At 67.2% G+C, this 18,175-nt stretch carries 15 protein-coding genes and 1 riboswitch; of the genes, 2 read left to right on the forward strand and 13 right to left on the reverse strand.

Translation table 11 applies throughout. From position 1 onward, the window contains the following. Positions 1 to 88 precede the first annotated feature (88 nt). Positions 89 to 481, reverse strand: a complete 393-nt coding sequence (rpsI, locus tag PO605_RS18195) for a 30S ribosomal protein S9 (protein WP_012207710.1) — start codon at positions 479 to 481, stop codon at positions 89 to 91. A gap of 10 nt (positions 482 to 491) precedes the next feature. Beyond that, positions 492 to 920, reverse strand: a complete 429-nt coding sequence (gene rplM / locus PO605_RS18200) for a 50S ribosomal protein L13 (RefSeq protein ID WP_012207711.1) — start codon at positions 918 to 920, stop codon at positions 492 to 494. Between the two features lie 267 nt (positions 921 to 1,187). On the opposite strand from rplM, the gene PO605_RS18205 reads away from it, so the two are divergent. Next, a complete protein-coding gene (locus PO605_RS18205) occupies positions 1,188 to 2,060 on the forward strand; it encodes a 23S rRNA (adenine(2030)-N(6))-methyltransferase RlmJ (protein ID WP_017406717.1) in 873 nt (290 codons plus the stop codon). Between the two features lie 6 nt (positions 2,061 to 2,066). On the opposite strand, the gene PO605_RS18210 is transcribed toward PO605_RS18205, so the two are convergent. From PO605_RS18210 to PO605_RS18260, 11 genes are all read right to left on the reverse strand, one after another. Continuing rightward, complete coding sequence (locus PO605_RS18210; protein ID WP_047473875.1) at positions 2,067 to 2,963, reverse strand: septal ring lytic transglycosylase RlpA family protein; 897 nt, start codon at positions 2,961 to 2,963, stop codon at positions 2,067 to 2,069. Between the two features lie 78 nt (positions 2,964 to 3,041). After that, positions 3,042 to 3,869: a methylenetetrahydrofolate reductase [NAD(P)H] gene (metF, locus tag PO605_RS18215; protein ID WP_016448461.1), complete on the reverse strand. Its 828-nt coding sequence runs from the start codon at positions 3,867 to 3,869 to the stop codon at positions 3,042 to 3,044. A gap of 22 nt (positions 3,870 to 3,891) precedes the next feature. Then, positions 3,892 to 5,109 carry a TlyA family RNA methyltransferase gene (locus tag PO605_RS18220; RefSeq protein WP_047473874.1) on the reverse strand — a complete coding sequence of 406 codons (1,218 nt, stop codon included), beginning with the start codon at positions 5,107 to 5,109 and terminating at the stop codon, positions 3,892 to 3,894. Between the two features lie 157 nt (positions 5,110 to 5,266). Next, a complete protein-coding gene (gene ahcY / locus PO605_RS18225) occupies positions 5,267 to 6,697 on the reverse strand; it encodes an adenosylhomocysteinase (RefSeq protein WP_016448463.1) in 1,431 nt (476 codons plus the stop codon). A 70-nt stretch (positions 6,698 to 6,767) separates the two neighbouring features. After that, positions 6,768 to 6,852, reverse strand: a riboswitch (S-adenosyl-L-homocysteine riboswitch). A 7-nt stretch (positions 6,853 to 6,859) separates the two neighbouring features. Continuing rightward, a complete protein-coding gene (locus tag PO605_RS18230; protein WP_016448464.1) occupies positions 6,860 to 7,594 on the reverse strand; it encodes a response regulator in 735 nt (244 codons plus the stop codon). 11 nt (positions 7,595 to 7,605) lie between these two features. Then, a complete protein-coding gene (locus tag PO605_RS18235; protein WP_016448465.1) occupies positions 7,606 to 10,311 on the reverse strand; it encodes a sensor histidine kinase in 2,706 nt (901 codons plus the stop codon). Between the two features lie 34 nt (positions 10,312 to 10,345). Next, the gene (locus PO605_RS18240; RefSeq protein WP_047472404.1) at positions 10,346 to 11,221 is read right to left on the reverse strand and encodes a TorF family putative porin; all 876 of its coding nucleotides are present in this window, start codon (positions 11,219 to 11,221) and stop codon (positions 10,346 to 10,348) included. A gap of 82 nt (positions 11,222 to 11,303) precedes the next feature. Continuing rightward, the gene (kdpB, locus tag PO605_RS18245) at positions 11,304 to 13,388 is read right to left on the reverse strand and encodes a potassium-transporting ATPase subunit KdpB (RefSeq protein WP_047327914.1); all 2,085 of its coding nucleotides are present in this window, start codon (positions 13,386 to 13,388) and stop codon (positions 11,304 to 11,306) included. A gap of 3 nt (positions 13,389 to 13,391) precedes the next feature. Beyond that, on the reverse strand, positions 13,392 to 14,126 hold the full coding sequence (gene kdpC, locus PO605_RS18250) for a potassium-transporting ATPase subunit KdpC (protein ID WP_016448468.1): 735 nt from the start codon (positions 14,124 to 14,126) through the stop codon (positions 13,392 to 13,394). A 70-nt stretch (positions 14,127 to 14,196) separates the two neighbouring features. Next, entirely contained in the window at positions 14,197 to 15,903 is a 1,707-nt protein-coding gene (kdpA, locus tag PO605_RS18255; RefSeq protein WP_016448469.1) for a potassium-transporting ATPase subunit KdpA, read from the reverse strand. A gap of 114 nt (positions 15,904 to 16,017) precedes the next feature. After that, the gene (locus tag PO605_RS18260; RefSeq protein ID WP_013800438.1) at positions 16,018 to 16,116 is read right to left on the reverse strand and encodes a potassium-transporting ATPase subunit F; all 99 of its coding nucleotides are present in this window, start codon (positions 16,114 to 16,116) and stop codon (positions 16,018 to 16,020) included. Between the two features lie 289 nt (positions 16,117 to 16,405). On the opposite strand from PO605_RS18260, the gene PO605_RS18265 reads away from it, so the two are divergent. Further along, a complete protein-coding gene (locus PO605_RS18265; protein WP_047472405.1) occupies positions 16,406 to 18,031 on the forward strand; it encodes a peptide chain release factor 3 in 1,626 nt (541 codons plus the stop codon). Positions 18,032 to 18,175 lie beyond the last annotated feature (144 nt).

Here is an 18,175-nt window from a genome sequence, read left to right on the forward strand (position 1 = left end):
AGGTTTGCATCGCCCAGAAAAAAACCGCCGGCAAAGGCGGTTTTTTTCTGGGGAAAGCCCCGGGGGACTTTCCTGCAGTGCCAGCGGATTAACGCTTGGAGAACTGCTTGGCGCGGCGTGCGGAGCGCAGGCCGACCTTCTTACGTTCGACTTCACGAGCGTCACGCGTCACGAAGCCGGCTTGGCTCAGGACGGGCTTGAGCGCTGCGTCATAGTCGATCAGGGCGCGGGTGATGCCGTGGCGGGTAGCGCCGGCCTGGCCGGATTCACCACCACCGTGGACGTTCACTTGAATGTCGAAAGCTTCCAGGTTGCTCGTCAGAGCCAGGGGCTGCTTTGCGATCATGATCGAGGTTTCGCGGCCGAAGTATTCCTGAATGTCCTTGCCATTCACGGTAATCTTGCCGGAGCCCTTCTTCAGGAACACGCGTGCGACGCTGGATTTGCGACGGCCGGTGCCATTGTTCCAATCACCAATCATCTAGGTCTCCTTAGATTTCCAGAGCCTTGGGCTGCTGGGCGGTGTGGGGATGCTCAGCACCGCCGTACACCTTGAGCTTCTTGATCATTGCGTAGCCCAGGGGACCCTTGGGCAGCATGCCCTTGACGGCCTTTTCCAGAGCGCGGCCGGGGAACTTGGCCTGCATGTCGCGGAAGTTGGTGGCAGTGATGCCGCCGGGGAAACCAGAGTGGCGGTAGTACACCTTGTCCAGGTTCTTGGTGCCGGTGACCTTGAGCTTGGAGGCGTTGATGATGACGATGAAGTCGCCGGTGTCAACGTGAGGTGTGTAAATGGCCTTGTGCTTGCCGCGCAGACGGAGTGCCACTTCGCTGGCGACACGTCCGAGCACCTTATCGGTGGCGTCAATCACAAACCACTCGTGTTGCACCTCAGCGGGCTTTGCGCTGAATGTAGACATGAGTTTTCTCTTTCAAGAAAGGTTTGGCGGGCCCTTTTCCGCGGTCGGTGCTTCTTCAAAAAGGAAGCCTCTTAGGCGGGGATGTAAACTTCGCCGCGGGACCCATAAAATCGCTGCGAAGCCCGCCATTATACAAATCTGGCGCAACCGCACCATCCCCCCGATCCGCAAGTCCCCGGCAGCCCTCGCCGCGAGGCGCCAGCGCCGGGCAACCTTGCAGCCGCCATGGGTGTCCACCCGCCAGCGCGGCTGGTTACCATCACGCCTATGTTCAGTTACCGCCACGCCTTCCATGCAGGCAACCATGCCGATGTGCTCAAGCACACCGTGCTGATCGCCACCCTGCAATACCTCCTCCAGAAGGAGGCCGCCCTTACGGTGCTGGACACGCACGCCGGCGCCGGCCTGTACCGTCTGGATGGCGACTATGCCAACAAGAGCGGCGAGGCCGCAGACGGCATCCTGCGCCTGGCCCAGGCCAAGGAGTCCGAGCTGGCCCCGGTGCTGCAGGCCTACATCGCATCGGTGCGTTCCTTCAACCAGGGAGCGCAGCTGCGCAACTATCCGGGCTCGCCGTTCATCATCCAGTCCCTGCTGCGCGTGCAGGAGCGCGACAAGCTCAAGGTCTTCGAGCTGCATCCCACCGACATGCGCTCGCTGGCCGGCAACATTGCCCAGCTCGAAGCGGGCCGCCAGGTGGCCGTGCTGCACGAGGACGGCTTCGAGGGCATCAAGAAATTCCTGCCGCCGCCGTCGCGCCGAGCCCTGGTGCTGTGCGACCCCAGCTACGAGCTCAAGAGCGACTACGCCAAGGTGCTGGACATGGCGGCCGACAGCCTCAAGCGCTTTGCCACGGGCACGTATGCGTTCTGGTATCCGATCATCCCGCGCCCCGAGGCGCACGATCTGCCGCGCCGCCTGAAGACCATGACCACCAAGGCCGGCAGGAGCTGGCTGCATGTGGAGCTCACGGTCAAGAGCAACAAGACCTCGGAGCGCGGCGGCCTGCCGGCCAGCGGCATGTTCCTGATCAATCCGCCGTTCAATCTCAAGGAACAGCTCAAGCCGGCCATGCCGCAGCTGGTCAAGCTGCTAGGTCAGGACGAGAACGCGGCCTTCACGCTCGAATCCGGCGGCTGAGCCCGTTCAGCGCGCGTTCGAGGCCGCAGAGGCCACTGCGGTGGACGAGGCAGCGGCGGGCGCCGCAGCCTTCGCCACCGGCTTGGCGGCAGGGACGGCACGGCTGGCCACGGCCGTGCGTGCATTGGGCCTGGGGGCAGGCGCCTTGGCCTGGACACGCGGACGCACTGGCGCCTTGGCCTGAACCCGGGTCCGTGCCTGTGTTGTCTGTGCCTGTGCCTTGGCCTGCTGCGTCTTCTCGATGGACTTGGCCTTCCTGGCCGTGACCAGGGTTTCGGGGCATTCCTGCTCACCATCGTCGAGCTGCCACAGCTCCACGGGCTTGATGCCCAGGCCGACCATGCCCAGCTCCTGGGCTGCGGCCTGGCTCAGATCGATCACGCGGCCAGGCGCAAACGGCCCGCGGTCGTTGATGCGCACCACCACTGTCTTGCCCGTGGCGGCGCTGCGCACGCAGACGCGGCTGCCGAAGGCAAAGCTGCGGTGCGCGGCCGTCAATTCTTCCTTGTCGAAACGCTCGCCGCTGGCGGTCAGCCGGCCATGCAGGCCCGGGCCATACCAGGAGGCCAGGCCTTGCTGGTCGCTGTCGCGCGAGGGCACGAGGGCGAAGTCGGGATTGGAGGGAGCCTCGGCACTGTCTTCGGGCGAGGCCGACTCGGAGGGCTTGGCATCCGGGGATTTGCTGGCCGGCTGCGCGGTCCGCGATGTGCGGCCACCGCGCTTGCCGGCCGAGGGCACGGCCGCTGGCGTCTGGCCTTCATCCATTGCCGCCGCACCTGCGGTCAGGGCGCCGGACTCGGCATCGCTTTGTGCCACGGGAGCCGGCGCGCAGCCGGCCAGGGTGGCGGTGATGGCGCACATGGCCAGCCAGCGCCAGTGCAGGCGTCGAAAACCACGATCCATGGGCAAAAACCTCCAGGGAACGCCTGACCGTTCCCAAGTTCTAGAGGGTCGCCCGGGGCCGGCGCAGTGGCTGCGCGCTCAAAGGCCCAATCGATCGCAGATTTCCAGCGTGGCGACGCTCTGGTTCATCGTATAGAAGTGCAGCCCGGGAGCGCCCTGGCTGCGCAACTGCTCGCATAGACGGGACACGACATCAAGGCCGAAGGCGCGAATGGACGCCGTGTCATCTCCGTAAGCCTGCAGACGCAGGCGGATCCAGCGCGGGATCTCGGCGCCGCAGGCGTCCGAGAAGCGCATCAGCTGCGTAGAGCTGGTGATGGGCATGATGCCGGGAACAACCGGTGCATCAAGCCCCATGCCGCGCGCCGCATCAACGAAACGGCAGTAGGCGTCGGCATTGTAGAAATATTGGGTGATCGCGGAATCCGCGCCAGCGCGCACTTTAGCCGCAAACGCATCCAGATCGGACTGTGGGGATTTCGCCTGCGGATGGACCTCCGGGTAGGCAGCCACCTCGATGTGGAACCAGTCGCCGAACTCGCGGCGGATGAATTCCACGAGATCGCTGGCGTACTGGAATTCGCCACCCAGGCCATAGCCGCTGGGCAGGTCGCCGCGCAGCGCGACGATGCGGCGCACGCCCATGGCCTTCAGCTCCTGCAGTTCGGCGCGCACCTTGTCGTGCGTGGCGCCCACGCAGGAGAAATGCGATGCCGCGCTGACGCCTTCGTTCTGGATGTCACGCACCATGGCGAAGGTGCCCGTCTGCGTGGAGCCGCCCGCGCCATAGGTGACGGAGCAGAACTGGGGCTTGCGCGCATAGAGGTTCTTGCGCACCTGCACATGCTTGGTCGCGCCCTCGGGCGTCTTGGTCGGGAAGAACTCGAAGCTGATCGGAAAGCTCATGTAAGACTCGCTGCTCAGTGTTTCATTCGTTGCGTTTGCGCAGCTTGGCGCGGCCCGGACCGGGCACGCCGAACTCGGTACTGGTGTCGATCACACGCTCGTTGCGCTGCTCGCGCAGCACGGTGCGGGACACGCGCTTAGGCGCGGCCGGCTTAGGCGCGGCCGGCTTAGGAGCTGCCTTCACGGCCGAGCGGGGCTCGTCGTCGTCCTGCGTTTCAGGCTGCTCTGGCTCCTTCACCACGGCCGCCTGCTGGGCATGCACGAAGAATTCGCGGTTGCCGTCGCCGCCTTCGATGGCCGACTCCATCCAGCCCTTGACCTCCAGGCCCAGCTCGCCCAGGCAGGTGCGGATGCGCTGCTCCACCTCGGTGAACAGGGCCGCATCGCGCACGATGCCGCCCTTGCCGACCTGGCCCGGCTGCAGCTCGAACTGCGGCTTGACCAGCATCAGCAGCTGGCCATGCGGCTTGAGCAGGCGCGTGACGGCCGGCAGCACCAGGGTCAGAGAGATGAAGGACAGATCGCCCGTGACGAAGTCGAACTGCGGCGTGATGTCCACGTCGGCAAACTCGGCGCGGCGGCGGCGCTGCGTGGCCACCGTGCCCTCATCGCGCGCCTTGCCCTTGGCCGCGCGCTCGGCCTTGAAGGCCTCGATCTCGTTTTCCTTGGCGTCGTCGCTGTCGTCGTAGTCCTCGTCGACCACGCCGCCGTTGCGCATCCAGGCATAGGGCGCCACGGGCTGGGTGTCGTTGTCGTCGGGATCTTCTTCCCAGCGTTCGGACAGCACTTCCTCGCAGGCCTCCTGCAGGCCCTCGGCCGTCACCGCGCGGGCATTGACGCCTTCGACGCAGATCACGCGCGCATCCGAGCGCAGCCGGTCATGCAGCTGGCCATGGCCCACGTCCACGCCGATGACCTGGGCGGCGCCTGCCTGCAGCAGGCAGTCGGTGAAACCGCCCGTGCTCTGACCCACGTCCAGGCAGCGCAGGCCGTCCACCGACAGCTTGGTGGCCGCCAGCGCGCCTTCCAGCTTCAGCCCGCCGCGCGAGATGAACCGGGCCTCGGCCCCGTCCAGCAACTGCAGCTCGGCACCTGCGGGAATCTCGTCACCGTTCTTGGCGACCTTCTTCCACGGCGTCAACGGCGTCATGCGCCACTGCACGCCACCCGCAATCAGCCGCTGCGCCTGCGAGCGCGTGGCCGCATGGCCGGCTTCCACCAAAAATACATCTGCGCGCATAGCGTCGCTCCAGGAAATCTCAGTTGACTAATGCCCGAAACCGGCGCGACCCAACTCAGGGACGCCAAGCAAGGGCCGCCCCGCAGCGAGGGCGTCGTCCCCCTCCCCCGCGAAGCGGGTAGAGAGGGGGAAGGCGCGTCAGCGCCTCAGGGGGTGCTTAGTAGCGATAAGTTTCGGGCTTGTAGGGACCCTGCTTGCTCACGCCGATATAGGCAGCCTGGCCGTCCGTCAGCTCGGTCAGCATGGCGCCGACCTTCTTCAGGTGCAGGCGGGCAACCTTCTCGTCCAGGATCTTGGGCAGCACGTAGACCTTGCCGACCTCGTAGGCATCGGGCTTGGTGAACAGCTCGATCTGGGCGATGGTCTGGTTGGCGAACGAGGCGCTCATCACGAAGCTGGGGTGGCCGGTGGCGCAGCCCAGGTTCACCAGGCGGCCCTTGGCCAGCAGGATGATCTTCTTGCCGTCAGGGAAGGTGATGTGGTCCACCTGGGGCTTGATCTCTTCCCACTGGTACTGCTCGATGGAGGCGACGTCGATCTCGTTGTCGAAGTGGCCGATGTTGCAGACGATGGCTTCGTTCTTCATGGCCACCATGTGCTCGTGGCGGATGATGTCGCGGTTGCCGGTGGTGGTCACGAAGATGTCGGCCTTGTCTGCCGCCCACTCCATGGTCACGACCTTGTAGCCTTCCATGGCGGCCTGCAGGGCGTTGATGGGATCGATCTCGGTGACCCAGACCTGGGCCGACAGCGCGCGCAGCGCCTGGGCGCAGCCCTTGCCCACGTCGCCGTAGCCGGCCACCACGGCGACCTTGCCGGCGATCATCACGTCGGTGGCGCGCTTGATGCCGTCCACCAGCGATTCGCGGCAGCCGTAGAGGTTGTCGAACTTGCTCTTGGTGACGGAGTCGTTGACGTTGATGGCGCGGAACTTCAGCGTGCCCTTGGCCGACATCTCGTTGAGGCGGTGCACGCCGGTGGTGGTCTCTTCGGTCACGCCGATGATGTGGGCGCTCTTGCGCGTGTACCAGGTGGGGTCCTGGGCCAGCTTGGCGCGGATGGCGGCGAAGGCGATCTTCTCTTCCTCGGAGGCGGGGTTGTCCAGCACGGACAGGTCCTTTTCGGCGCGCATGCCCAGGTGCAGCAGCATGGTGGCATCGCCGCCGTCGTCCAGGATCATGTTGGGGCCTTCGCCTTCGGTACCGGCGGCGCCGAATTCAAAGATGCGGTGGGTGTAGTCCCAGTAGTCGGCCAGCGATTCACCCTTGATGGCGAACACGGGCGTGCCCGTGGCGGCGATGGCGGCGGCGGCATGGTCCTGCGTCGAGAAAATGTTGCACGAGGCCCAGCGCACGTCGGCGCCCAGGGCCTTGAGCGTCTCGATCAGCACGGCCGTCTGGATGGTCATGTGCAGCGAGCCGGCGATGCGCGCGCCCTTGAGCGGCTGTGCCGCGGCGAATTCCTCGCGCGTGGCCATCAGGCCGGGCATTTCGGTTTCGGCGATCAGGATTTCCTTGCGGCCCCAGGCGGCGAGGGAAATGTCAGCGATGGCCGTGTCGGCGGAAACGGGACGAACAGCAGCGTTCATGGTTTTCTCCAAAAGATGAATGAAAAACCACGTTCTGCGGGAGACGAAAAAAAGCTCACCGCACAGAAAGCGTGGGCGAGCGTCGTTGCAGGTATGACTCCGAGCCTCGCAGACCGCATCTGGTGAATGGGCCTGCTGCAACGCTCCTCGGAGAGGCGCTGATTATACCGATCCCGGGGATGCCTCACCGCCCAGCCCCACAAGCCGGTAGCCCACCTGCAGCTCGGTCACCAGGTGGCGCGGCTGGGCCGGCTCGTCCTCGATCTTCTGGCGCAGATTGGCCATGTGCACGCGCAGGTAATGGGCACGGCCCAGGTATTCGGGTCCCCAGACCTGCAGCAGCAGCTGGCGGTGGGTCATCACACGGCCCTGGGCGGCGATCAGCGCCGCCAGCAGGCGGAATTCGATGGGCGTGAGGTGCACCGGCTGGCCCGCACGCCGCACCTCGTGCGTGGCCAGGTCCACCTGCACCTGGCCGAAGTGCACCTGACTGGATGCAACTGCGCCGCCTGCGGCCCCCAGTTGCTGGCGGCGGCGCAGCATCACGCGCAGCCGGGCCAGCAGCTCGGGCACACCGAAAGGCTTGACCAGGTAATCGTCTGCGCCGGCGTCCAGGGCGGCCACCTTCTCGTCCTCGCGCTCGCGCGCGGAAAGCACAAGCACGGGCACGGAGGACCATCCGCGCAGCTCGGTGAGAACCTGCTTGCCGTCGGCATCCGGCAGGCCCAGGTCGAGGATGACCAGATCGGGCTGGCGGCTCGCCGCCTCGATCAGGCCCCGGCGCGCGCTGTCGGCCTCGAAGACCTGCCAGCCCTCGTCCTCCAGCACCAGGCGCACGAAGCGGCGGATGCCGGGGTCGTCCTCGATCATCAGGATGCGGTTGGTGGGCGTGCTCATGGCGCAAGACTCTAATCGAGCAATGGCTGCTCCGGCACCGGAAAGCGCAGCGTGAACACGGTGCCGGGGCCTGGGCGCGCGGCAGCGGCCTCGATGCGCCCGCCATGGGCCTCGACAATGCTGCGCACCAGCGCCAACCCCAGGCCTATGCCCGAGACGGTGGACTCGGCCGTGCCGCGCGTGAAGGGCTCGAACAGCGTCTCCACGGGCAGGTGTGGCGGCAGGCCGGGCCCGCCATCCTGCACGGCCACAAGCACCTCGCCGTCCTGTTCGCGTGCGTGGATGGTCAGCGGCGTGCCGGCCGGCGTGTACTTGGCGGCGTTGTCCAGCAGGTTGACCAGCACGCGCTCCATGAGCACGGCATCGAGCTGCAGCAGCGGCAGGCTGGCGGGCACGTCGGTGCTCACGGGATGCTCGTGCAGGCGCGCGCGCATCTGGCGCAGCGCGCTGCCGACCACTTCATCCAGCGGCAGCCATTCGCGCTGCAGGTGCACGCCGCCTTGCTGCAGGCGCGCCATGTCCAGCAGGTTCTCCACCAGTCGCTGCATGGCCTGGGCCTGGATGCGGACCTGCTCCAGCATGTCGGCTGCGCCGCCCGGCGGCACATGGCGCTGCGCGGCCTCGGCCGCGCCCAGGATGGTGGTCAGCGGCGTGCGCAGGTCGTGCGAGACGGCCGACAGCAAGGTGTTGCGCATGCGCTCGCCCTCCATGGCGATCTGGGTCTGCTGGGCCACGGCCACGAAGTGCTGACGCTCCAGCGCCAGCGCCACCTGGCTGGCACAGGCCTCCAGCAGGCGCTGCTCCTCGGGCACCTCCAGGCGCTGGGGCGCACGCAGTTGCAGCACCAGTACGCCCCGCATGCGCACGGGCGCCGCCAGCGGCACGTAGCGGGCCGGCGCGGCCGGCAACGTGTCCGTGCCCTGGCCGGCCTGCTGACCGTGGTCCATGGCCCAGCGCGCAATGCTGTCGTCCATGGGGCAGGAGCCGCCGCCGGCGGGGCGCAGGCGCTCGTCGGCATCGGGCAACAGCAGCCCGGCCTGGGCGTCGAACACGCCCGAGACCGTGCTCAGCGCAATCTCCACCACCTGCTCCTGCGTGAGCGCGCCCGAAAGGTCGCGCGCCAGCCGCGCCAGGGCGCCCGCGCGCCGCTCGCGCTCGGCCGCCACGCGCGCCTCGTGGCGCAGCCGCGCCATGAGCTGGCCGCAGACCAGGGCCACGCCCAGCATCAGCACGAAGGTGAACAGGTACTGCGTGTCGTTGACATGGAAGGATCCGCGCGGGGGCACGAAGAAAAAGTCGAAGCACAGTACCGACAGCAGCGCCGCCCAGGCGCCCGGGCCACGCCCCCAGCGCAACGAAGACAGCACGACGATGAGCAGGAACAGCATCACCACGTTGGCCGGGTCGAAGATGCGCAGCAGCTGCTCGGCCAGCACCGTGGCGGTCAAGCAGGCCAGGGTCACGCCGGCATAGCCCTTCCAGGGCAGCGGCCTGCGCCGCAGCGGTGCGGCAGGCGCGGCCTCGGTCCGGGCCGCGCTGGAGCCCCCGGAGAGCACCAGCACGTCGATGTCGGGATGCAGCTGGACGATGCGGTCGGGCAGGCTGCGGCCCCACCAGCGCCAGGGCGACCATGCCGGGCGCGGCGGCTGGGCCAGCACCAGGCGGCTGGCGTTGCGCTCGCGCGCGAAGGCAACCAGGGCCTCGGCCACATCGGCGCCCGGCAGCGTGGCCGTCTCGGCCCCCAGGCGTGCGGCCAGGGCCAGGGTCTTGAGCACGGCGGCCTGCACGCTGCGTGGGCGGTGCTGGCGCTGGGGCGCGTCCACGTACACCACCATCCAGCCAGCATCCAGCCGGCGTGCCATGCGCGCCACCTGGCGCACCAGGGCGTCGTCGCCCGCATGACCTGCCACGGCCACCAGCAGGCGCTCACGCGCAGGCCAGACCGTGCCTATGGAGCGCTCGCGCCGGTAGTCGCGCATGTCCTCGTCCACGCGGTCGGCCGTGCGGCGCAGTGCCAGCTCGCGCAGCGCCAGCAGGTTGCCGCGCCTGAAGAAGTTGCGCGAGGCCCGCTCGGCCTGCTCCATCATGTAGACCTTGCCGTCCTTCAAGCGGCGCAGCAGCTCGTCGGGCGAGATGTCGACGACGATGACCTCGTCGGCATCGTCGAAGATCTGGTCGGGCACGGTCTCGCGCACCGTGATGCCGACGATGCCGCCCACCACGTCGTTCAGGCTTTCCAGGTGCTGCACGTTGATCGTGGTCCAGACATCGATGCCTGCGTCCAGCAGCTCCTGCACGTCCTGCCAGCGCTTGGGATGGCGTGAGCCTGGCGCATTGCTGTGCGCCAGTTCATCGAGCAGCAGCACGCGCGGACGCCGCGCGAGCGCCGCATCCAGGTCGAACTCGCGCAGCGTCCGTCCCTGGTGCGGCAGCTCGCGCAGCGGCAGTTGCTCCAGGCCATGCAGCTGCTGCGCCGTTTCCTTGCGGCCATGGGTTTCCACGAGTCCCACCAGAACCTCGCGGCCCCCCTGGCGTTCGCGCTGGGCGGCGGCCAGCATGGCGTAGGTCTTGCCCACGCCTGCATTCGATCCGAAGTAGATGCGCAGCTTGCCCCGCCCCTCCTGCGCCCGCTCATGGCGCAGGCGCGCGACCAGGGCGTCGGGATCGGGACGCGGCAGACCGGGCGGCGCCGGCTCGGCAGAGGACGAAATGGGCATGGTTCTCAGCCTAGCACCAGAGCGTGCTCCCACACTAGAACGCCGCCGACAGCGACAGCACCCAGCCGCTGCGGCCCAGGCTTTGCATCTGGCCTGCCGCATTGGCCGCGCGGTAGTAGCGCGTGTCGGCCGAGGTGCCGGCCCAGGCCAGCGTGGCCGTCCATGGCCCCCAGCTGCGGGCCAGCGAGACGCGCCAGTCGGCGTACGACAGTTCGCTGTAGTTGCGCACCTGCGTGTGGCCGGCATGCAGGCCCAGCACCGCCCAGTCGCCCAGCGGATGCTGGTAGTTCAGGTCCAGATAGCTGCTGCCGCGTGAGCTGCCGCTGCCGGGAAGTGCCTCGGCAAAGGCCGTGGCCGCCGTGCTGTCGCGCAGGCCGAAGTAAGGCGTCAGCGCCAGCGACCATTTGGCGCTGAAGCCGCCGTGGGTGACGCCCAGATAGGCCTCGGTGGTGTCGTAGCGCACGCCGCCGCTGCCATCCCCGCGGGGCACGCGCGCGCCGGGGTAGTTGTAGTGCAGCAGGCCGATGTCGCCCGTCCAGCCCGGCAGCAGCTCGGTGCGCCAGCCGCCGTACAGGTCAAGCTCCAGCGCGCGGCCGTCCAGATAGCTGTGGCGCGACACGCTGGAGCCGGACACGCCCAGGTAGGCGCCACGCGGCAGCGACAGCTCCAGCCCGCCCTGCAGCGCCGGCCCCATCCAGCTTTGCGAGATGCCACGGAAACGGTAGTCGCTGAGCAGCGCCACGCTGCCGGTGAGCGCGTAGGCGGGTGCGGGCGATGGCTGGGCATCGGCACTGGCAGTGTTGACGGGAGAGGTTTCGGCCTGGGCATGGCAGGACGCAGCCGCCAGCGACAGCAGTGCAGCCAGCGAGGCACGGGGGAAGAAGCGGGGGACGGCACAAGCGGCCGTCATGGAAGAAACGGATTTCATCTTGGTTTTTGTACAGAGAAAGCAAGGCGGTGCCTGCCCGGACGGGCAGGCTTGCCGCCAAAGATCAGGCCAGACCGAAAGCCACCAGCAGCATGTCGATCAGCTTGATGCCGATGAAGGGGACGACCAGGCCCCCCAGCCCGTAGACCAGCAGGTTGCGCCGCAGCAGGGCCGAGGCGCCGATGGCGTGGTAGGGCACGCCACGCAAGGCCAGCGGTATCAGGACGATGATGATCAGCGCGTTGAAGATCACGGCGCTCAGGATGGCCGAGCCCGGGCTGGCCAGTCCCATGACATTGAGCGCCGACAGCTGCGGATACGTGCCCACGAAGGCGGCCGGGATGATGGCGAAGTACTTGGCCACGTCGTTGGCCACGCTGAAGGTGGTCAGCGCACCGCGCGTCATCAGCATCTGCTTGCCGGTCTCCACGACCTCGATGAGCTTGGTCGGGTTGCTGTCCAGGTCCACCATGTTGCCGGCTTCCTTGGCCGCCTGGGTGCCGCTGTTCATGGCCACGGCCACGTCGGCCTGGGCCAGTGCGGGTGCGTCATTGGTGCCGTCGCCGGTCATGGCCACCAGCCGGCCGGCGGCCTGGTGTTCGCGGATCAGGCGCAGCTTGTCCTCGGGCGTGGCTTCGGCAAGGTAGTCGTCCACGCCGGCCTCGGCCGCAATGGCGGCGGCCGTGAGCGGATTGTCGCCCGTGATCATCACGGTCTTGATGCCCATGCGGCGCAGCTCGGCAAAGCGTTCGCGTATGCCGTGCTTGACCACGTCCTTGAGCTCGATCACGCCCAGCACGCGGGCGCCATCGGCCACCACCAGCGGCGTGCTGCCGCGCCGCGAGACATCCTCCACCACCTTGAGCATGGCGGGCGGGAACTTGCCGCCCATGGCTTCGACGTGGCGGCGCACGGCGTCGGCCGCGCCCTTGCGCAGGCTGCGCGTGCCGCCGTCGGGCTGCGGCATGTCCACGCCGCTCATGCGCGTCTGGGCCGTGAAGGGAACGAAGACGGCATGCAGGGTTGCCAGGTCACGCTCGCGCAGGCCATGCATTTCCTTGGCCAGCACGACCACGCTGCGGCCCTCGGGTGTCTCGTCGGCCAGTGATGCCAGCTGCGCCGCATCGACCAGCTGCGCGGCCGTCACTCCGGGCGCGGGCAGGAATTCGCTGGCCTGGCGGTTGCCCAGCGTGATGGTGCCGGTCTTGTCCAGCAGCAGCACGTCCACGTCGCCGGCCGCCTCCACGGCGCGGCCCGAAGTGGCGATCACGTTGGCCTGCATCATGCGGCTCATGCCTGCCACGCCAATGGCCGACAGCAGGCCGCCGATGGTGGTCGGGATCAGGCACACCAGCAGGGCGATCAGCACCGTCAGTCCCACGACCTGCCCGCTGCCCGTCAGCTCCACCGCAAAGGCCGAATAGGGCCGCAGCGTGACGATGACCAGCAGGAACAGCAGCGTCAGCCCGACCAGCAAGATGGTCAGCGCCAGTTCGTTGGGCGTCTTGTGGCGGCGGGCCGACTCCACCATGGAGATCATGCGGTCCAGGAAGGACTCGCCGGGGTTCACGGTGATCTGCACCACCAGCCAGTCCGACAGCACGCGCGTGCCGCCGGTGACCGAAGAGAAGTCGCCGCCGGCCTCGCGGATCACGGGGGCCGATTCGCCGGTGATGGCGCTCTCGTCCACCGAGGCCACGCCCTCGATCACCGTGCCGTCCAGCGGTATGGTGTCGCCGGCCTCGACCAGCACCCACATGCCCGAGCGCAGTTCTTCCGCACCCACGGGATGCCAGCGGCTTTGGTAGCTTGCCTGCTCCAGCTTCTTGGCGACCGTGCTGCGCTTCATGCTGCGCAGGCTCGCGGCCTGGGCGCGGCTGCGCCCCTCGGCCAGCGCCTCCGCAAAATTGGCGAACAGCACGGTGAACCACAGCCACAGCGCAATGGCCAGGATGAAGCCCGCAGGCGCCTCGCCCTCGCCCGCCAGGGCCTGGGCCCAGAGCAGGCTGGTGAAGATGGCGCCCAGATAGACCACGAACATCACCGGGTTGCGCCATTGCGCGCTCGGTGCCAGCTTGCGGATGGAGTCACCCAGCGCCTGGCGCACCAGCGAAGGATCGAACAGGGACAAAGCAGTTTTGCGCGACATGGCTTACTCCTTGGCGGCATTGGCTGCCGCAGGCTGCAGCGTCGCGGCCGAGAGATCGTCCAGCGCCAGATTCAACTGCAGCACGTTCACGCGCGGCTCACCCAGCAGGCCCAGAACGCGCGGCTGCATCTGCTGGCGCAGCAGTTCCTGGACCTTGGCCACAGGCAGCTGGCGCTCGCGTGCCACGCGCGGCAGCTGCAGCTCGGCATTGGCCACAGAGATGTGCGGATCCAGGCCGGAGGCCGAGGCCGTCACGGCATCCACAGGCACAGCGGCATCTGCCGCCAGACCATTGAGTTCGCGGTAGGCCGCCACGCGCGCCGCCACGGACTCCTTGAGCGCCGCGTGGGTCGACCCCTGGTTGGTGGCGGCCGACAGCGCGGCGTTGTAGGGCGCGGCCACCGTGGCATCGGCCTTGTCGGGATCCGGCGCCGTGGTGGCGCTGGGCCGACCCTGGAAATAACGGGGCGAAGCGAACTCCTGCCCGATCAGGGCCGAGCCCACGACCGAGCCCTGGCGCGTGATCAGGCTGCCATTGGCGGCCTTGGGAAACGCGGCCTGGGCCACGAGCGTGGTGACCAGCGGATACGCCAGGCCCGTGACCACGGCGACGAACAGCGCCGACCGCAGGCTGGGGCCGAACAGCGAGCGCAGCCCCCCGGCATCGGTCTGGGATGGAACCTGCGCATCGGTGCGCAGCACCGGCAACGGGCCGGAAGTGTGTGTTTGAACTTGCATTTCGGAAACCTCCGCCGCGCTGCTGTGTCAGGCACAGCAGGCGGCCAGAAAAAAACGGGCTCAGGGGTGCTCAGGGATAGACCTGTCCTGACAGCATCTGCAGTTGCTCGACCACAGGGCCCAGGGCCAGCGAAGGCAGGAAGGTCAGTCCACCGACCACCACCACCACGAAGACCAGCAAGCCCATGAACAGCGGCGTGGCCGTCGGGAAGGTGCCCGGCCCCGCAGGCACGGTGGGCTTGGCCGCCAGGCTGCCGGCCAGGGCCAGCATGGGCAGCAGTGTCAGATAGCGGCCAGCCAGCATGGCCAGGCCGATGGTGGTGTTGAAGAACGGCGTGTTCGCATTCAGGCCCGCAAAGGCCGAACCGTTGTTGGCCGTGCCCGAGGCATAGGCATAGAGCACCTCCGAGAAGCCGTGCGGCCCCCGGTTGGTCAGACTGGCCATGGTGTCGGGCCAGACCGCAGCCAACGCCGTGAAGCCCAGGATGGAGATCGGGTGCGCCATCACGGCCAGCATCACCAGCTTGATCTCGCGCGCCTCGATCTTCTTGCCCAGGAACTCGGGCGTGCGGCCGATCATCATGCCGGCCAGGAAGACCGTGAGGATGGCGTACTGCAGCAGGTTGATCAGGCCCACGCCGTCGCCGCCGAACACACAGTTGAGCATCATCTGCGCCAGCGGCACCAGCCCGCCCAGGGGCGTCAGCGAGTCATGCATGGCATTGACCGAGCCCGTGGTCGCGGCCGTGGTCGTGGTCACGAACAGCGCCGTATCGGCGATGCCGAAGCGCAGCTCCTTGCCCTCCATGTTGCCGCCCGGCTGGGTGGCGCTGATCTGCTGGTCGGCACCTGCGGCCGTGAGCAGCGGATTGCCGGCCTGCTCAGCCGTGAACACCAGCGCCAGAAAGCCCACGAACATCACCAGGCAGGCGCCGAACAGCACCCAGCCCTGGCGACGGCGCAGCAGCATGGAGCCGAGCGCATAGGTCAGCGCCGACGGGATCAGCAGCATGCCCAGGATGTGGAATGCGTTGGTCAGCGGCGTGGGGTTCTCGAACGGATGGGCAGCATTCATGCCGAAGAAGCCGCCACCGTTGGTGCCGATGTGCTTGATGCTCTCCAGGCTGGCCACGGGGCCGAGAAGAATCTGCTGGCGAGCGCCCTCCAGCGTCGTCGCCCAGACCTGGCCATCCAGCGTCTGAGGCACACCCTGCCACACATAGACCAGGGCCACCACAAAGCTCAGCGGCAGCATCACGCGCCAGAGCATGCGCACATAGTCCACCCAGTAGTTGCCCAGGTCCGAGGCACTGGAGCGCGCCAGGCCGCGGATGACACCCGCCGCGGCGACCACGCCCGTGGTCGCGCCAGCGAACATCATGAAGGTGATGGCCACCATCTGCGTGGCGTTGGACAGGCTGCTCTCGCCCGAATACGCCTGCCAGTTGGTATTGGTCACAAAGGACACGGCCGTGTTGAAGGCCAGGTCCGGTGTCTGCGCCGCATTGCTCAGCGCATTGAGCGGCATCCAGCCCTGCAGGCGCAGCAGCGCATAGCCCAGCAGCAGCATGGCGCCGTTGGACAGCAGCAGCGCCAGCCCGTAGCGCTGCCAGCCCATGCGCTCGGCCGGGTTCACGCCCAGGGCGCGAAAGCTCAGCCGCTCGATCCAGGCATGGTGCTCACTCGTGAAGCAGCGTGCCAGCCACTGCCCCATGGGCACGGCCAGCGCCGTCATCAGCAGCAGCACCAGTGCATATTCCATCCAGGTCAACCACATGGAGGTCTCCTTTCAGGCAGTCAAATCCGGCCCAGCGCCGCCACGAAGGCCAGCAGGCCCCCGAAGCAGCCCAGGCTCAGGGCGATAAAGATCAGGTCTTGCATCTGCGCCACCTCAGAACTGTTCGGGCCGCAGCAATGCGTATCCGAGGTAGACAAACACAGCCAGGGCGCCCAGGGCGCCCAGCCATCCGGTGATTTCGGTCAAGGTCATAGGGATTTCTCCCGCATCGGCGCCGCATGGCGGCACCTGTTGTTGCGATGGGGAAAACTCTAGGGCCGGGGCTGTCAAAAGCGGATTGAGATTGCGACGTGCCGTATCAAGACGGCATCAAGAAACCAGGGACACGACTTACATCCCTGTTCGCCGATATTCCCGGTGCGAAAGTAGAATGGCGGCCATTTGCGGCCTCGCTTGGCTCCATGCCCCAATGGCCGCCCGCGACAGACATTACGTCTCCCTTTCCTGGCAGGCACCGCCCTGCCTCTGCGCTTTCAATACTGTGTCATACGCCTCTGAAACCCGGCGCCGCCGGACTTTTGCCATCATTTCCCACCCCGACGCGGGCAAGACCACGCTGACCGAGAAGCTGCTGCTGTTCTCGGGCGCGATCCAGATCGCGGGCGCCGTCAAGGGCCGCAAGGCCAGCCGCCACGCCACCTCCGACTGGATGGAAATCGAAAAGCAGCGCGGCATCTCGGTGGCCAGCTCGGTCATGCAGATGAGCTACCGCGACCATGTGGTCAATCTGCTCGACACCCCGGGCCACAAGGACTTCTCGGAAGACACCTACCGCGTGCTCACGGCCGTGGACTCGGCGCTGATGGTGATCGACGCCGCCAACGGCGTGGAATCGCAGACCCGCCGCCTGATCGAGGTCTGCCGCCAGCGCGACACCCCCATCATCACTTTCGTCAACAAGATGGACCGCGAAGTGCGCGATCCGCTGGACATTCTTGACGAAGTCGAGCGCGAGCTGGGCATGCCCTGCTGCCCCGTCACCTGGCCCGTGGGCCAGGGCAAGCAGTTCGGCGGCATCATCAACCTGCTCACCCAGACCATGACGGTGTTCCAGCCCGGCAGCGAACGCCGCCCCCAGGACTTCGAGGCCATCCCCCTGGCAGAGGCCGACAAGCTGCGCGCGCGCTTCGGGCAGGCCTTTGACGACGCGCTGGAAAGCATGGAACTGGCCCAGGGCGCCTCGGCCCCCTGGAACCACGAGGCCTTCCTGGCCGGCAAGCTCACGCCGGTCTTCTTCGGCTCGGGCGTGAACAACTTCGGTGTCATGGAAGTGCTGGATGCCGTGGTCGACATGTCGCCCCCGCCCGGCCCCCGCAAAAGCTCGCTGCTGGTCAACAAGCAGCCTGTGGAAAAGATCATCCACCCCGAGGACGAAGGCTTCTCCGGCGTGGTCTTCAAGGTCCAGGCCAACATGGATGCCAACCACCGCGACCGCATCGCCTTCGTGCGCGTGGCCTCGGGCAAGTACACGCCCGGCATGAAGATGAAGGTGCAGCGCACCGCCAAGGAACTGCGCCCCACCTCGGTCGTGACCTTCATGAGCCAGCGCCGCGAAGCCGTCGAAGAAGCCTATGCGGGCGACATCATCGGCTTCACCACGCATGGTGGCGTGCAGTTGGGCGACACCATCACCGACGGCGCGAGCCTGCAATTCACGGGCCTGCCCTTCTTCGCCCCTGAAATGTTCATGACCGTGGTGCTCAAGAACCCGCTGCGCACCAAACAGCTGCAGCAGGGCCTGATGCAGCTGGGCGAGGAAGGCGCCATCCAGGTCTTCAAACCCGAAGCCGGCGGCAACATGCTGCTGGGCGCCGTGGGCCAGCTGCAGTTCGAAGTGGTGCAGCACCGCCTGAACACCGAATACGACTGCGACATCCGTCTGGAAGGCTGCCAGTACACGGCCGCCCGCTGGATCACGGCCGACACGCCGGGCGAACTGCGCGAATTCGAGAACGCCTACCCGCTGCGCATGGCGCGCGATGCGGCCGACACGCTGGCCTATCTGTGCACGTCACCCTATGACGTGCGATTGGCGCAGGAGCGGTTTCCGAAGATCCATTTCCATCCGCTGCGCGAGCATGCGGGGTTGGCGTTGCAGCGTGGCTAAGACAGCAATCCCCATGAACTGCATGGCGGCCTACCAGGCCATCAAGCTCCCCTGAAGGCCAGCCCCCGATTCAGGGGCACAGGCCAGTAGCCGGGCAAAGTCCGAATTCGGTTCGAGCAAAAGCCCCGACCTGCGCCCAGAAAT

The sequence above is a fragment of the Delftia sp. DT-2 genome, from assembly GCF_028401915.1.
Lineage (GTDB): Bacteria > Pseudomonadota > Gammaproteobacteria > Burkholderiales > Burkholderiaceae_C > Comamonas > Comamonas tsuruhatensis.

Excerpts from the sequence above, each read along its gene's own strand:
- rpsI (WP_012207710.1), bottom strand. The coding sequence starts at position 481 with ATGATTGGTGATTGGAACAATGGCACCGGCCGTCGCAAATCCAGCGTC.
- rplM (WP_012207711.1), bottom strand. The coding sequence starts at position 920 with ATGTCTACATTCAGCGCAAAGCCCGCTGAGGTGCAACACGAGTGGTTT.
- PO605_RS18205 (WP_017406717.1), top strand. The coding sequence starts at position 1,188 with ATGTTCAGTTACCGCCACGCCTTCCATGCAGGCAACCATGCCGATGTG.
- PO605_RS18210 (WP_047473875.1), bottom strand. The coding sequence starts at position 2,963 with ATGGATCGTGGTTTTCGACGCCTGCACTGGCGCTGGCTGGCCATGTGC.
- metF (WP_016448461.1), bottom strand. The coding sequence starts at position 3,869 with ATGAGCTTTCCGATCAGCTTCGAGTTCTTCCCGACCAAGACGCCCGAG.
- PO605_RS18220 (WP_047473874.1), bottom strand. The coding sequence starts at position 5,109 with ATGCGCGCAGATGTATTTTTGGTGGAAGCCGGCCATGCGGCCACGCGC.
- ahcY (WP_016448463.1), bottom strand. The coding sequence starts at position 6,697 with ATGAACGCTGCTGTTCGTCCCGTTTCCGCCGACACGGCCATCGCTGAC.
- PO605_RS18230 (WP_016448464.1), bottom strand. The coding sequence starts at position 7,594 with ATGAGCACGCCCACCAACCGCATCCTGATGATCGAGGACGACCCCGGC.
- PO605_RS18235 (WP_016448465.1), bottom strand. The coding sequence starts at position 10,311 with ATGCCCATTTCGTCCTCTGCCGAGCCGGCGCCGCCCGGTCTGCCGCGT.
- PO605_RS18240 (WP_047472404.1), bottom strand. The coding sequence starts at position 11,221 with ATGACGGCCGCTTGTGCCGTCCCCCGCTTCTTCCCCCGTGCCTCGCTG.
- kdpB (WP_047327914.1), bottom strand. The coding sequence starts at position 13,388 with ATGTCGCGCAAAACTGCTTTGTCCCTGTTCGATCCTTCGCTGGTGCGC.
- kdpC (WP_016448468.1), bottom strand. The coding sequence starts at position 14,126 with ATGCAAGTTCAAACACACACTTCCGGCCCGTTGCCGGTGCTGCGCACC.
- kdpA (WP_016448469.1), bottom strand. The coding sequence starts at position 15,903 with ATGTGGTTGACCTGGATGGAATATGCACTGGTGCTGCTGCTGATGACG.
- PO605_RS18260 (WP_013800438.1), bottom strand. The coding sequence starts at position 16,116 with ATGACCTTGACCGAAATCACCGGATGGCTGGGCGCCCTGGGCGCCCTG.